Annotated in this window: 9 protein-coding genes and 2 tRNA genes; 7 read left to right on the top strand and 4 right to left on the bottom strand. The window is 56.1% G+C overall.

The genetic code is table 11. From position 1 onward, the window contains the following. Positions 1–236 precede the first annotated feature (236 nt). The 4 genes from clpP (at position 237) to hupB (ending at position 5,589) form a co-directional block, all read left to right on the top strand. Positions 237–866, top strand: coding sequence for an ATP-dependent Clp endopeptidase proteolytic subunit ClpP (gene clpP, locus AO692_RS03775; protein ID WP_054308709.1), 630 nt, complete (start codon positions 237–239; stop codon positions 864–866). Between the two features lie 303 nt (positions 867–1,169). Then, positions 1,170–2,444 carry an ATP-dependent Clp protease ATP-binding subunit ClpX gene (clpX, locus tag AO692_RS03770; RefSeq protein ID WP_054308708.1) on the top strand — a complete coding sequence of 425 codons (1,275 nt, stop codon included), beginning with the start codon at positions 1,170–1,172 and terminating at the stop codon, positions 2,442–2,444. A gap of 269 nt (positions 2,445–2,713) precedes the next feature. Beyond that, entirely contained in the window at positions 2,714–5,122 is a 2,409-nt protein-coding gene (gene lon, locus AO692_RS03765) for an endopeptidase La (RefSeq protein WP_054308707.1), read from the top strand. A 194-nt stretch (positions 5,123–5,316) separates the two neighbouring features. Continuing rightward, a complete protein-coding gene (gene hupB / locus AO692_RS03760; RefSeq protein WP_054308706.1) occupies positions 5,317–5,589 on the top strand; it encodes a DNA-binding protein HupB in 273 nt (90 codons plus the stop codon). A 93-nt stretch (positions 5,590–5,682) separates the two neighbouring features. On the opposite strand, the gene AO692_RS03755 is transcribed toward hupB, so the two are convergent. Together AO692_RS03755 and AO692_RS03750 are read right to left on the bottom strand one after the other, a co-directional pair. After that, positions 5,683–7,767 carry an O-antigen ligase family protein gene (locus AO692_RS03755; protein WP_054308705.1) on the bottom strand — a complete coding sequence of 695 codons (2,085 nt, stop codon included), beginning with the start codon at positions 7,765–7,767 and terminating at the stop codon, positions 5,683–5,685. A gap of 1,113 nt (positions 7,768–8,880) precedes the next feature. Then, positions 8,881–8,956 (bottom strand) — tRNA-Val (locus AO692_RS03750). A gap of 214 nt (positions 8,957–9,170) precedes the next feature. Between AO692_RS03750 and AO692_RS03745 the strand changes: the two genes are divergently transcribed. Continuing rightward, a tRNA-Asp gene (locus AO692_RS03745) sits at positions 9,171–9,247 on the top strand. Positions 9,248–9,286: 39 nt separating this feature from the next. Here the strand turns inward: AO692_RS03745 and AO692_RS32650 are convergent. Continuing rightward, positions 9,287–9,622 carry a hypothetical protein gene (locus AO692_RS32650; RefSeq protein ID WP_152979709.1) on the bottom strand — a complete coding sequence of 112 codons (336 nt, stop codon included), beginning with the start codon at positions 9,620–9,622 and terminating at the stop codon, positions 9,287–9,289. A gap of 476 nt (positions 9,623–10,098) precedes the next feature. Continuing rightward, complete coding sequence (locus AO692_RS03735; RefSeq protein WP_054308703.1) at positions 10,099–11,124, bottom strand: acyltransferase; 1,026 nt, start codon at positions 11,122–11,124, stop codon at positions 10,099–10,101. Between the two features lie 367 nt (positions 11,125–11,491). Here AO692_RS03735 and AO692_RS03730 point away from each other — a divergent pair, with 367 nt between their 5' ends. Both AO692_RS03730 and AO692_RS03725 read left to right on the top strand, forming a co-directional pair. Further along, the gene (locus tag AO692_RS03730; protein WP_054308702.1) at positions 11,492–12,313 is read left to right on the top strand and encodes a hypothetical protein; all 822 of its coding nucleotides are present in this window, start codon (positions 11,492–11,494) and stop codon (positions 12,311–12,313) included. 234 nt (positions 12,314–12,547) lie between these two features. Then, positions 12,548–13,266: glycosyltransferase family 2 protein (locus tag AO692_RS03725; RefSeq protein ID WP_244483248.1), on the top strand; the 719-nt coding region annotated here is incomplete at its 3' end.

The following is a 13,266-nucleotide window of genomic DNA, read 5'->3' as shown; positions in this document are numbered from 1 at the left end:
CCACCCCTTTTTACGCGAACTGACGCCGCTCGGTTCAACTCTAGCGGACACTGATGGCCGGAAAAGCGAATTCTTTAAAATTCGTTAACGGGGGATGTGTCGGAAAATGCGCTGACCGGATGGCTAGGCGCTGCGGTCTTGCGCTAGGGTGAGCCGGCATCCTATCTACGGAAACGACCGTCAGTATCGATTCCGCCCATCCGGCGCGGATCTCCCATCCAGGCAAGGGACCATCTATGAAGAGCCCCATCGAAACCTATATGAACCTCGTCCCGATGGTGGTCGAACAGACCAATCGCGGTGAACGAGCCTACGACATCTTCTCGCGCCTCCTGAAGGAGCGCATCATCTTCATCACCGGTCCGGTCGAGGACGGCATGGCGACGCTGGTCTGCGCGCAGCTGCTTTTCCTGGAAGCCGAGAACCCGAAGAAGGAAATCAACCTCTACATCAACTCGCCGGGCGGTGTGGTAACCTCCGGCATGGCGATCTATGACACCATGCAGTTCATCAAGCCGCCCGTCTCGACGCTCTGCATTGGTCAGGCGGCCTCGATGGGTTCGCTGCTGCTCACCGCTGGCCACAAGGACATGCGCTTCGCCACGCCGAACGCCCGCATCATGGTGCACCAGCCTTCCGGCGGCTTCCAGGGCCAGGCTTCGGATATCGAGCGCCACGCCCAGGATATCATCAAGCTGAAGCGCCGCTTGAACGAGGTCTATGTCAAGCATACTGGCAAGGACTACGAGACCATTGAAAAGACGCTGGACCGCGACCATTTCATGACTGCCGACGAGGCCAGGGATTTCGGTCTCATCGACAAGGTCATCGAGAGCCGTGAAGCGGCGGAAACGACCGTAGGCTGATATTGGGCCAAACTAAATTGTCAGTTGTCGGCGCCAGACCACGCTTTTGGTGTGGTTTGCGGCATTTCAGCCACAATTGGCTGTTTCCTCGACGGCGACGATTGCCTACGTTAAGGCTATGTTGATTTTCGGCGGCTTAGCTTTCCGTGGGGCTGCGGGAATCATTGCCACGTTTTCTGATTTGTGTTTCGTACGGAATGCGTTGCAGGAGCCAGACCACTGGCCGGCGCGGATTCCCGCGATAGATAAGTAAGTGTGCCAAACGCCAAACCATCGGCGGGTGCCCATGAAAGGACTGGGACGATGAGTAAGGTCAGCAACAGCGGCGGTGACTCCAAGAACACCCTGTATTGCTCCTTCTGTGGCAAGAGCCAGCACGAGGTGCGCAAGCTGATTGCCGGGCCGACGGTGTTCATCTGCGACGAATGCGTCGAATTGTGCATGGACATCATCCGCGAGGAGAACAAGACCTCGATGGTGAAGTCGCGCGAAGGCGTGCCGACACCGCAGGAAATCCTGAAAGTGCTGGACGACTACGTCATCGGTCAGCCTTACGCCAAGCGCGTGCTGTCGGTGGCTGTCCACAACCACTACAAGCGCCTCGCGCATGCCGGGAAGAACAACGACGTCGAGCTGGCGAAGTCGAATATCCTTTTGATCGGCCCGACCGGTTGCGGCAAGACGTTGCTTGCCCAGACCCTCGCCCGCATCATCGACGTTCCCTTCACCATGGCCGATGCTACGACGCTGACCGAGGCGGGGTATGTCGGCGAGGATGTCGAGAACATCATCCTGAAGCTGCTGCAGTCGGCCGACTACAATGTCGAGCGCGCCCAGCGTGGCATCGTCTACATTGACGAGATCGACAAGATCAGCCGCAAGTCGGACAACCCCTCGATCACCCGCGACGTGTCGGGCGAGGGTGTCCAGCAGGCGCTGCTGAAGATCATGGAAGGCACGGTTGCCTCGGTGCCGCCGCAGGGTGGCCGCAAGCATCCGCAGCAGGAATTCCTGCAGGTCGACACCGCCAACATCCTGTTCATCTGCGGTGGCGCGTTTGCCGGGCTGGACAAGATCATTTCCGACCGTGGCCGCAAGACCTCGATCGGCTTCGGCGCGACGGTGGCCTCGCCGGAAGATCGCCGCACGGGCGATCTGTTCCGCCAGGTCGAGCCTGAGGATTTGCTGAAGTTCGGCCTGATCCCGGAATTCGTCGGTCGTTTGCCGGTGCTGGCAACGCTCGAGGATCTCGACGAACCGGCGCTGATCCAGATCCTGACTGAGCCGAAGAATGCGCTGGTCAAGCAGTATCAGCGCCTGTTCGAGATGGAGAGCGTGGATCTGACCTTCCACGAGAACGCGCTCTCGGCGATCGCCAAACGCGCCATCGAGCGCAAGACCGGCGCACGTGGTCTACGTTCGATCATGGAAGCCATATTGCTCGACACCATGTTCGAGCTGCCGGCTCTCGAAGGCGTCCGCGAAGTTGTGATCTCGGAAGAGGTGGTTTCGGGCAATGCCCGGCCGCTCTACATCTATTCCGAGCAGAAGGAAAAGAAGGGCAACGTCAGCGCCTGATGGGCCTTTTCTAAAGCTTGAAACGGCGCCGTTTGGCGCCGTTTTCCTTTTCTGGATAGAGGGATGGCGGACTATAGGCCCTAGCACTAAAGGCAGGTGCCAAAGGGCCTTGATCTTTGCCTGCACCTTATCCACTTAACCACCGAAGGCTGCGCGCCAATTCTGTGCTGCAAAACTCCCGTCACAATCGGTGGTAGGCGGAATGGTCCGCGGTCGTTAATATGAGATTCGCGATTGGCTAAGGGCGATCGCGAAGGAAAGGTTGGACAATGGCCAAAATATCCAAGGCTACCGGCGACGGCGCCTTTGCGGTTCTCCCGCTTCGCGACATCGTGGTGTTCCCGCATATGATCGTTCCGCTCTTCGTTGGGCGTGAGAAATCGATCAAGGCGCTCGAGGAGGTAATGGGTCAGGAAAAGCAGATCCTGCTTGCCACCCAGATGAATGCCGCCGATGACGATCCCGAGCCCGATGCAATCTACGACATCGGCACGCTCGCCAACGTATTGCAGTTGCTGAAGCTTCCCGACGGCACCGTGAAGGTGCTGGTCGAGGGTGTGGCGCGTGCTAAGATCGTGACCTTCACTGATCGTACCGACTACCATGAGGCTAAGGCCAGCGTTCTGGCCGAGCCGGATGAAGAAGAGGTCGAGGTCGAGGCGCTGGCGCGTTCCGTGGTTTCGGACTTCGAGAACTACGTCAAGCTGAACAAGAAGATCTCACCTGAGGTGGTTGGCGCGGCCAGCCAGATCGACGACTATTCCAAGCTCGCCGACACGGTCGCCTCACATCTTGCCATTAAGATTCCTGAGAAGCAGGAAATGCTCGCCACGCTCTCCGTCAAGGAGCGTCTCGAGAAGGCGATGGGCTTCATGGAGGCCGAGATCTCCGTCCTGCAGGTGGAGAAGCGCATCCGCTCGCGCGTCAAGCGCCAGATGGAGAAGACGCAGCGCGAGTACTACCTCAACGAGCAGATGAAGGCGATCCAGAAGGAGCTTGGCGAGGGTGAGGACGGTCGCGATGAGGCCGCCGAGATCGAAGCGCGCATCAAGAAGACCAAGCTGACCAAGGAAGCCCGGGAAAAGGCTGAGGCGGAGCTCAAGAAGCTGCGCACCATGTCGCCGATGTCTGCGGAAGCCACGGTCGTGCGCAACTATCTGGACTGGATCCTGTCGATTCCGTGGGGCAAGAACTCCAAGGTCAAGCAGGATCTGAATTTCGCGCAGGACGTACTCGATACCGATCACTATGGCCTCGACAAGGTCAAGGACCGTATTGTCGAATACCTGGCCGTGCAGAGCCGTCAGAAGAAGCTGAAGGGGCCGATCCTGTGCCTCGTCGGTCCTCCCGGCGTTGGCAAGACGTCGCTCGGCAAGTCGATCGCCAAGGCGACCGGCCGCGAGTTCATCCGCATGGCGCTCGGCGGCGTGCGTGACGAGGCCGAGATCCGCGGTCATCGCCGCACCTATATCGGCTCGATGCCCGGCAAGGTCATCCAGTCGATGAAGAAGGCGAAGAAGTCCAATCCGCTCTTCTTGCTCGATGAAATCGACAAGATGGGCCAGGATTTCCGTGGCGATCCGTCTTCGGCGCTGCTCGAGGTGCTCGATCCAGAACAGAATGCGACGTTCATGGATCACTATCTGGAGGTCGAATACGATCTCTCGAGCGTGATGTTCGTTACGACGGCCAATACGCTGAACATCCCTGCGCCCTTGATGGACCGCATGGAGATCATCCGTATCGCCGGCTACACCGAAGACGAGAAGGTCGAGATCGCCAAGCGGCACCTGCTGCCGAAGGTCGTGCGGGACCATGCTCTGCAGCCGAAGGAATTCTCGGTTTCCGAGGATGCAATTCGCGCTGTCATCCAGACGTATACCCGTGAGGCGGGCGTGCGTTCGCTTGAGCGCGAGCTGATGAAGCTCGGCCGCAAGGCGGTGACCGAGATCCTGAAGACGAAGAAGAAGTCGGTGAAGATCACCGCCTCCAATCTGTCCGATTATCTCGGTGTCGAGCGCTATCGTTTCGGCCGCGCGGAGTCCGACGACCAGGTTGGTGTTGTTACCGGCTTGGCCTGGACCGAGGTCGGCGGTGAATTGCTGACGGTCGAAGGGGTCATGATGCCCGGCAAGGGCAAGATGACAGTCACCGGCAACCTGCGCGACGTCATGAAGGAATCGATCTCGGCAGCGGCTTCCTATGTCCGCAGCAGGGCGCTGGATTTCGGCGTCGAGCCACCGCTCTTCGACAAGCGCGACATCCACGTGCATCTGCCGGAAGGCGCCACACCGAAAGACGGTCCGTCCGCGGGTGCGGCAATGGCCACAGCCATCGTGTCGATCCTGACCGGTATTCCGGTCCGTGCCGATGTGGCAATGACCGGTGAGATTACCTTGCGTGGCCGCATTCTGCCGATCGGCGGCCTGAAGGAGAAGCTGCTGGCTGCGCTGCGTGGTGGCATCAAGAAGGTGCTGATCCCGGAAGACAACGCCAAGGATCTGGCCGAAATTCCGGACAATGTGAAGAATGGAATGGAGATCATTCCAGTCTCGCGCATTGGCGAAGTGCTGCGGCATGCGCTGGTCCGGATGCCGGAGCCGATCGAGTGGGTCGAGCCGGTCAGCCCGCCGGCTGCAACCGATGTCGACGATGCCGGAAAGTCGCTTGCGCACTAGCATCGACGAAGAGTGCACCGCACAAACGAAAAGCCGGGCCTTGGGTCCGGCTTTTTTGTGAAAAAGCCCGGTTTTCCGGGCTTTTTTCGTTCTTTTGTCGGTCTTTTGGCTTGGTTGTGGGAACACTTCTTTCTAAAGTCCAATCCCTGCCGGATGAGTCGCAAGTTCCGGTTTTCTCATGGAAGGGATTTTTGATGAACAAGAACGAACTGGTGTCCGCTGTCGCCGATGCCGCGAAGATCTCGAAGGGTGACGCGCAGTCGGCGGTGGATGCGGTGTTTGCCGTTATCACCGGCGAGTTGAAGAAGGGTGGCGATGTCCGTCTGGTCGGCTTCGGCAATTTCTCGGTTTCGAAGCGCGCTGCGTCGACCGGCCGCAATCCGCAGACCGGTGCCGAAGTGAAGATCCCGGCCCGCACCGTGCCGAAGTTCTCCGCCGGCAAGGGCCTGAAGGACGCCGTCAACTAAGGCGCGCTGATTGTTCAGAACTGCGAAAAGCCGGGTGTTGAGCCCGGCTTTTTTGTTGGCAATTACCCAGATGGTGGAGCGTTCAGCCAGGGGCTAAAAATACGTCCTTGGTTCGACCTGTCTGGCATGCTGGCGTAGATAGTAACAATAGAAGCCGAACGCAGCGGCGAACCACATGTAAGCCTCGCCGATTGCCAGCCGGTTGTTGGAATTGCTAAGCAGGGTGATGGCGAAGAAAACCAGCGTGGAAATATAGCAGTGCCACGCAGCGGGTTCGATGAGCTTCGTTCTGGCTGCCTGCTGCACCTGTCTTGCCGCCCAACTGAACAGGAATGCATAGAACGCCAATCCAACGATGCCGTAGCGCACGGCAATTTCAAGATAGCCGTTGTGGAAGACGTCGTAGATCTGAGTTTGATAGGTCCTGTTCTGCCATTCCGTAAGCCAGGCGGAACTAGCGCCGAAGACCGGATGATGTCTCCAAATCTCTAGCGCGTTGGACCAGAGCATCAGGCGCTCTTTAGCTGAAGTAGGAGTGAGCTCGCTTTTGATGGCATGATCGAGGGCGTTGCCGACGCCGTTGGTTGTCACATCCGAAATCGACCTTCCGATGAAAGCAACAGTATCCCCTGCGGTCGACGACAGGATGCCGTAGGAGAAGAAAAGACCCACGAGGATCAGAACCAGCACGCCGATGCCTACGAATATATGGTGACGGCTTCCGCGTATCAAAGCCAAAACGACCAACAACAGAAGCGCTGCCGCAAGAGCAAGCCAGACGCCCTTCGAGCGCAGCGCGACAATGTTGACGACGGCAAACACCAATACGGCTGCTGAAAGTAACCAGTAAAAAACTCTATTTCCCGCTTTCAGGTCGCTGCGTTCACCGGTGTAGATCGCAAACTGGATGGCGGACAGAAAGATGAAGCCGGCCGCGATTGCGGCGTGAATAGTATTGTTGAATAGCCAGGGTTTTGGCCACTCACCCTGAAGAACTTGGATATAGCTGGTATCTGCGGCGAGAAACGCAAGACTGGCCACCATGAAGCATGCGGCTACCACTGCTGGCCGCTTGACGTAGGCTAGAAATGCAAACCCCGTGGTCGCGTAGAATGCCGGGAACAGATAGACGCCCTCGGCCGTACCGAGTTGACCACTCGTAAAATAGACCGTCGCCAGGCGTGCAAAGGCGTAAATGGCCCATCCGAAGCAGAGGAAACCGACCCCGCCGATCAGCGGCTTGCCGTATGTCCATAGATCCTTGCCCAGCCAGCGGACGATACCCGCCATGAAAAGGACGATCCCGGCATAGCGGTAGGTGTCGGCTTCCCGCCAAACCGGTGACACGAATGCCAATACGAGAAGTGTCGTCAGTATCTGCCACAGCAAATGCTGTTTGGAGGTTGGATAGTTCGGAGCCTCGCCGTACAGGGGCGGGCGCAGAAAGACATGATGCAAACGTCGAAACTGATCCTTCGTGCGGAAGGAGGCTGTCCCCAGCCGTTTCCACCAAGAGAATCTGGCCCCTTTGTAGCTTCCGGAGGGGCCCGCGATGCTGGAGACGGCACTGCGAGACGTGAAGTTCAATACGTTCTGGCGGGTGGAATAGACTTCGAGGCCGGAATCCCAGAACCGCTCCAGAGCGATGTCCCATGGCAAGGTCATCGTCGCGAGCTTGGAAATCAGCCTTTGCGCGCCTCGCCTTGTCACGAGATAGGCGGCTGCGGAGCCTTGCGGACCATGGAGTGCCCGCCCGATCTCGTCGCCGCACGTAGTTGTGACGGCCCGCACGAACAGCCCGGTTCTGTGGGTAGTGAGCTTGATGGCATCGAAATCCGATACGGCAGCGATGATCGCTTCGATCCGGCGCACTGTGCTCTCATCGAAAGCAACATCATCTTCGATGATCAGCCCGTATGGCTTGTCTTCGTCCAGGAATGCCCGCAGCGCAGTAAGATGGCTCTGGTAGCAGGCATGCTCTGTCGAAAGGATCTCCCGCCCATTCTGCGTCTTGGCAGTAGCGAAGTCGACACCGCTCCAATTCTCAGTCGACAGCGCCCTGCCATCGATCGCCGATACACGGCGCAAGGAAAGTCCAGCGGCGCCGGCATTGCCCGCCAGCTCTTCCCAGCGATCGACTTCGCTGTCGAGATTGATGGCAAAGATGGGAAGGTCCATGCGGCCGTTCTATCATTTCGATTGGAGCAAGCTGTACATGCAGAATCACCCGCTTGGCCAGCGTGGCGATGCTAACATTGACATCCTCAAGATTTGGGAACCGCTAATGCCACCACGCACCTAAGACAAGGGGCTAGATCGCGCTTTTGCCTTTGCGAGGAGAGCAGAGGTGCCTTGGCGGGAGTGCAATCCTGATGGACGAGCGTCTCAAATTCGTTGCGTGGCTCCTGGACGGCGAGAAGATAGCGATGCTGTGCCGGGGGGCGGCATTTCGCGCAAGACCGGCTACAAGTAGCGGAAGGGATTGACCGATCGTTCGCCAAGGCCTTACCGGCACGCCAATCAACTTCCTTTCCAAATCGAGACGCTACCGAATTGAAGCGCGCCGAAGATCAGGGAGCGGCTAGCATGGCTCTATCCAGATGTTCATTGTCCGGCGACCTCGACGGTGCATGCCTGGTCAAGCGCCGTCAGCGGCGGCGCAACAGACTCCGCTATCCCACGCCACCACGTCCATTGAGTTGTGGTGCGCCGATCACAAGGGCGAGTTCATGCTGGCGGATCGGCGCTATTGCTATCCGCTGACGATCAGCGACTTCGCCAGCCGTTATGTGTTGGCCTGCGAAACGCTGCGCACCACAAGGAGGCCTATGCCTTCACCACTCTTAATGCGCTGTTCAATCTTTCCAGGCTGCCGGTGTGATGGTTGAGGCTTGGCATCGCCATCGAACACATCAGCCTAGCTGTCCGCACTAGACGCTCGATATGGCCCGCGCCGCTTAATGCTACGAGCCGTCGTAGCGCCCTATCAGGGACTGACCAACTCGACTACCCTTTCCACGACAAGGCCATCACTGCCACCACCTGCGGCCGCATCTGCTACAATCGGAAGAACATCACAATCTCAGTCAGGTCTTTCGCCGGCCAAACCGTCGGTATCAAGCAAGTCGATGTCCGGATCTGGCTGGCCAGCTTCATGGGCCACGATCTACGCTATTTAGATGATGACACATGCAGACAGAAACCACTTCAAAACCTTTCAGGCCGAAAGTGTTATCCATGTCTCCGGTACAAACCGTAAGCTATGTGCCTGGAACGAACTGCAAGAAAACATGGTGGGCGATGACGGACTCGAACCGCCGACATCTTCGGTGTAAACGAAGCGCTCTACCAACTGAGCTAATCGCCCTTTCAGGAGCGGACCTTTAAGCAGTTAGCGAACGCTTCGCAAGGCCAAATGCAGAGCCAGGTGCTCTGCTAGCAGGCACATTCACGGGTTTGTCGCTGCGTGTCAAAAAACCTTCGCATGAACTGCAATTAGCGCTCGTGGGTCGCTTGACACTCGACGGCGAACCCCTTATCCAGCCGCCATCGACGTCACGGCTGATCCGCGACGTCAGTGCGCGGGTGTAGCTCAGTCGGTTAGAGTGCCGGCCTGTCACGCCGGAGGTCGCGGGTTCGAGCCCCGTCACTCGCGCCATACTTTTCAATGGGTTAGCTGGTGCCCACAAAACCAGTTTCAACTTTCTTTTCCAGCCAGTTTCAACTTTTTGTAGCCGTTCTGTTCCTTGCCGAGCAGTTTCCGGCCTTTCCGGCGGGCTTCGTCTGCTGCCCGAACCGCTGGCAGATTGTTCTGGTCGATCGAGTTGCCCATCTTCGCAGCGATCGCTTCAACGGATCCTCCGCTGGCATTAGCCTCGACGGCGCCAGATTGGCGTATGTCTATCAATCGGCGCTTTTCATCTGGTCCGAAGACGGTGCAACGCAGGTCCCTCGTGTAGGGCGCTGGGGTGTGGCCGCGACCACCTTTCGGGCCAAGTTTAGAAGCACCAGGTTTGAAACCGTGGCGATTCATCCGGCGCACTATGCACCAAGTGCATCACTTCCGGGCGGCGCTCTTGTGATTGCGGCGAATCGCAGTTGTTTGTCCGGCTTCGCATCAAGTCGATCGCTCGGTCGGTCGAGTGGTTTCAGTTCGGCGGCACTTCGGCGAAAAGCGAGGAGTTGGAGGGGTAAAAAAATATCGGGAGACGGTGGCATTTAAGCCGACAGCCAGGAAGCTGCGCGGGACGCCCTCCCGGACAAGAAAGGTGAACTCGTCACCGAGCTCAAAAGCCCGTTGATTAGCCCCTGATCATGAGGATAGGTGCGTCGTACATTGCAAAAGTGAGACTAGGTAATGCCAACAGCAGGCGCGTAGGTTTCTATAGTGTTCTAGTTACCTTATCCCGCATTTCACTCTTGCGGAGCAACTTCGTCATAAATTTCGCATCGAATGGTACGCGCCTATTCAGTCGGTGTTTCGTTCATCTATGTTCACCTGCCGAGCGATCACGGCCGTACGTGGCTAGGTACCACGCTCTGAGCAGGCATAAGTACCTTGAAGGCGGCCCTATGGAGGGGCGCCTCTATCCTCTTATAGACTACGAAACTTAGGAGCATGGTGAACGCAACCCCCCCCCATCTCCAAAGTTCAACCGGGACTCCTAACCGATACCCTACTATGGACAAGAATATGAAAATCACGGCGTGAACGATATATAAAGAATAGGACGCTTCTCCGACTTGGACCAGCAGGGCAGGGAAGTGGAAACCTGCGCTCTCCAGGGAGACGCACGCAGAAATGAGGGCCATAAAGCCGAGAGCAAGAAGCGCATCATAGACATACATGTTGGTCGCAATGACATTTGAGCCGATCAGCGCAGCCAGCGACATGGCGGCGGCAGAGGAAATCAGGAGGTATCGCGGTCGATATCTGGTGAGATAGTAAGACAGAATTCCGGTGGCAAAATATATCTGATAACGCGAAAAAATGTGAAAATCCCATCCGCTAAGGTGCATTCCAGCTACAAACAGCAAGAACAACACGACAGGAAGGAATCTTATGCTCGCTATCGTCACGAACACTCCGGAGATCAGGTAAAAAAGAACTTCGTGCTCAAGGGACCAGCCTGGTGACAAGAGGGGGTATTGATCCATCGGGAAGATAAGGAAACTTCCCATAACTCCCCAAAACCCGAGGGAAGAGACCTCATTGTCAAATATCGGCGTGAAAAACCAGATGAAAATGATTGTGAGGTTGGTAAGGAAATAGATCGGGTAAATCTTAGCGATCCTCCGAACGACAAAATCTTTCATGCTGAAATTGGCGTCTCTTATTACAACATGACATATTACGAAGCCGGAAATGCAAAAGAAGAAGTTAACACCAAGGTAGCCGTAATCGCTGAGCAGCGGAACGTGCAGAATATCATCGCTTTTCCAAGACACGATCCAATGCGAATGAAAGATCAGCACCGCCAAAACGGCGATACCCCTTAGTGCCTGAATGGATTGGAATCTAATTTTACCCTGCATAGGCACACGCTAAGAAATAGAGTTATGTGAGTAGCGTTCTTGGCGCAAAATTCGTGACGGCGCCAGTGTTCATTCACACAGCAGCCTACCCACAAACTTGCCGTGCCCGCGCCGCGCATAAGGAGTCTATTTAGAATTAGAACTGACGAGGATGCGTATGAACACCAGTCCGTTACTCAACCGTTCAGCAATCTGCAACTTGTGGCCGTCGCTCATAGGCTCGCGCCAAAGTCGCCGTCATCGTGGGGGCAAAGCCTTTCTTGGATCAAATACACAGCGACCAACACCGGATTGTCAAGATTTAGAAAGGACGGTGTTCCGGTTGCACAATATGTTGTAAATGTGTGCATATAGGGAGAAATAGCGAATGAACAGATTTTTGGGGAACTTATTGGCGGGCTTTGGCGTGGTAATCCTAGCTCTGGGGTTCGCTATGAAATTTTCCCTTGCGTCAGCGTATCCGCCAATAAAAACGGACATACGTTGGCCAAATACTGATCTGGGAAAAATCGTTACGGGACTTAAGAAACTGCTCTCTGACAGGCTTCTCGATGATTTATATCTGGGGGCGGATGGTAGATACGTTCTTCTGCCATCGGCCCTTGAAACAAATCCTCAGCAAGGCAAATGGGAAATCTGCAGGTTTGACGACGGGTCGGAGGGCATTTCAATCAATGCTTTAGATCCGGGATGCATTGGCGTGTACGGTGTTGTCGATAGCTCACATGACCAGATTAGCGCTATGGTATTCCTCTACAATGGCGGCAAGAAATCCACTGAATTCCATTCCCTCGGGAAGGGAATGTCATCGGAAGTACGAGTTCTGGCTAACGAGGCGAGCAAGCGAAGCGAGTTCATTGCTGCCGGTATAGAAGCAAAAGACTACGACCGTCTCTTGGCGGTTTATGAAAATTACATGTCTGTTAAATCATGCAAGAATGTAGAATTGTTCTTCACGGATGCGGATCTGCAGAAACTTGAGAGCATCGCCAGGGATCTAGAAGCAAAAGTTCATAACGAGACGTTGGAGAAACAGGTATGGGAAATAGCCAATAATAAGGCAGGATTTACTTCTGAGCAGGCTAAGACTGATCCTTCCGATGTCTCTGAGTTGTGTACAAAGACATTGAAAGAATACAGGAACATCGTAGGTAGATCGGTTAAATTGCTGCTGGAAAAGCCATTCTAGTTTGAAATTATAACTAGCTAAGAACCAGGGTGCGAAATTACTCGGATTTCCTTGCGTGTCCACTCGGCCATCGATCCTGGTTCAAAGTGCTTCCTGGCGATTCAATGCCAGACTTAGATATCGAAACGCGTGGTGCAAGTTACCGTGGCAGCTGCAATCGGTCGTTCAATTTTCCCCATGTCTCAGTTCAACACTCCTGTCTCTGCTCTGATCATCTGCAATAACGAAGTCGACATGATTGCCGACTGCCTGCGGAGCGTCGACTTCTGTGCCGAGATCGTGGTGGTGGATTCTGGTTCGACCGACGGCACGCTGGAATGCATCGCGGACTACGTCGCGAAAGGCTATCCGATCCGCCTGTTCCACAACGACTGGCCGGGCTTCGCCAGGCAGCGGCTTTTTGCGCTACAACAGGCCACGCAGCCTTGGTGCTTGTGCATCGAGGCAGATGAGCGCGCCGACGCTGAGCTGAGGCAATCCATCATCGAAATTACAAGTTCGGGCAGAAACAATACCGATGGTTGGTTCGTCCGCCGTCGCGACTACCTGAAAGGTTACGGCTACGCCCACCGCTGGGTGGCACACAATCGCATCTTCCGCTTCTTTCGCCGCGACAAGGCGACAATGGACATTGCTCAACGCGTCCACGAGTCCTTCAGAGTGCCTGGCCGCACCGCTCTGATCGAAAAGGGGATGCTGCTGCACCGGCGCGCGACCTCGCTGACCGAGGATCTGAAGCGCACGAACTCCTATTCGTCGCTCAAGGTCGAAGCTCAGGTCGAGCAGGGCGACAAGCCCAGCATGTCGCGGCTGGTCTTCTCGCCCTGGATCAATTTCCTGAAATTCTATGTCGGCAAGCGCTACTTCCTGTGCGGCCGCTACGGCTACGTCCATTCGGCGATGGTTTTTCTCTATTCCTACGTCACCGAAGCGAAGCTGTTCGAGGCCCGTGA

Source organism: Mesorhizobium sp. 1M-11, from assembly GCF_001303895.1.
Lineage (GTDB): Bacteria > Pseudomonadota > Alphaproteobacteria > Rhizobiales > Rhizobiaceae > Mesorhizobium.
This window is presented reverse-complemented; position numbering and strand designations above follow the sequence as displayed.

What these genes read in the sequence shown, in the direction of transcription:
- lon (WP_054308707.1), top strand. Translation starts at nt 2,714, where the DNA reads ATGGCCAAAATATCCAAGGCTACCGGCGACGGCGCCTTTGCGGTTCTC.
- clpP (WP_054308709.1), top strand. Translation starts at nt 237, where the DNA reads ATGAAGAGCCCCATCGAAACCTATATGAACCTCGTCCCGATGGTGGTC.
- AO692_RS03730 (WP_054308702.1), top strand. Translation starts at nt 11,492, where the DNA reads ATGAACAGATTTTTGGGGAACTTATTGGCGGGCTTTGGCGTGGTAATC.
- hupB (WP_054308706.1), top strand. Translation starts at nt 5,317, where the DNA reads ATGAACAAGAACGAACTGGTGTCCGCTGTCGCCGATGCCGCGAAGATC.
- AO692_RS03735 (WP_054308703.1), bottom strand. Translation starts at nt 11,124, where the DNA reads ATGCAGGGTAAAATTAGATTCCAATCCATTCAGGCACTAAGGGGTATC.
- AO692_RS03755 (WP_054308705.1), bottom strand. Translation starts at nt 7,767, where the DNA reads ATGGACCTTCCCATCTTTGCCATCAATCTCGACAGCGAAGTCGATCGC.
- AO692_RS32650 (WP_152979709.1), bottom strand. Translation starts at nt 9,622, where the DNA reads ATGAATCGCCACGGTTTCAAACCTGGTGCTTCTAAACTTGGCCCGAAA.
- clpX (WP_054308708.1), top strand. Translation starts at nt 1,170, where the DNA reads ATGAGTAAGGTCAGCAACAGCGGCGGTGACTCCAAGAACACCCTGTAT.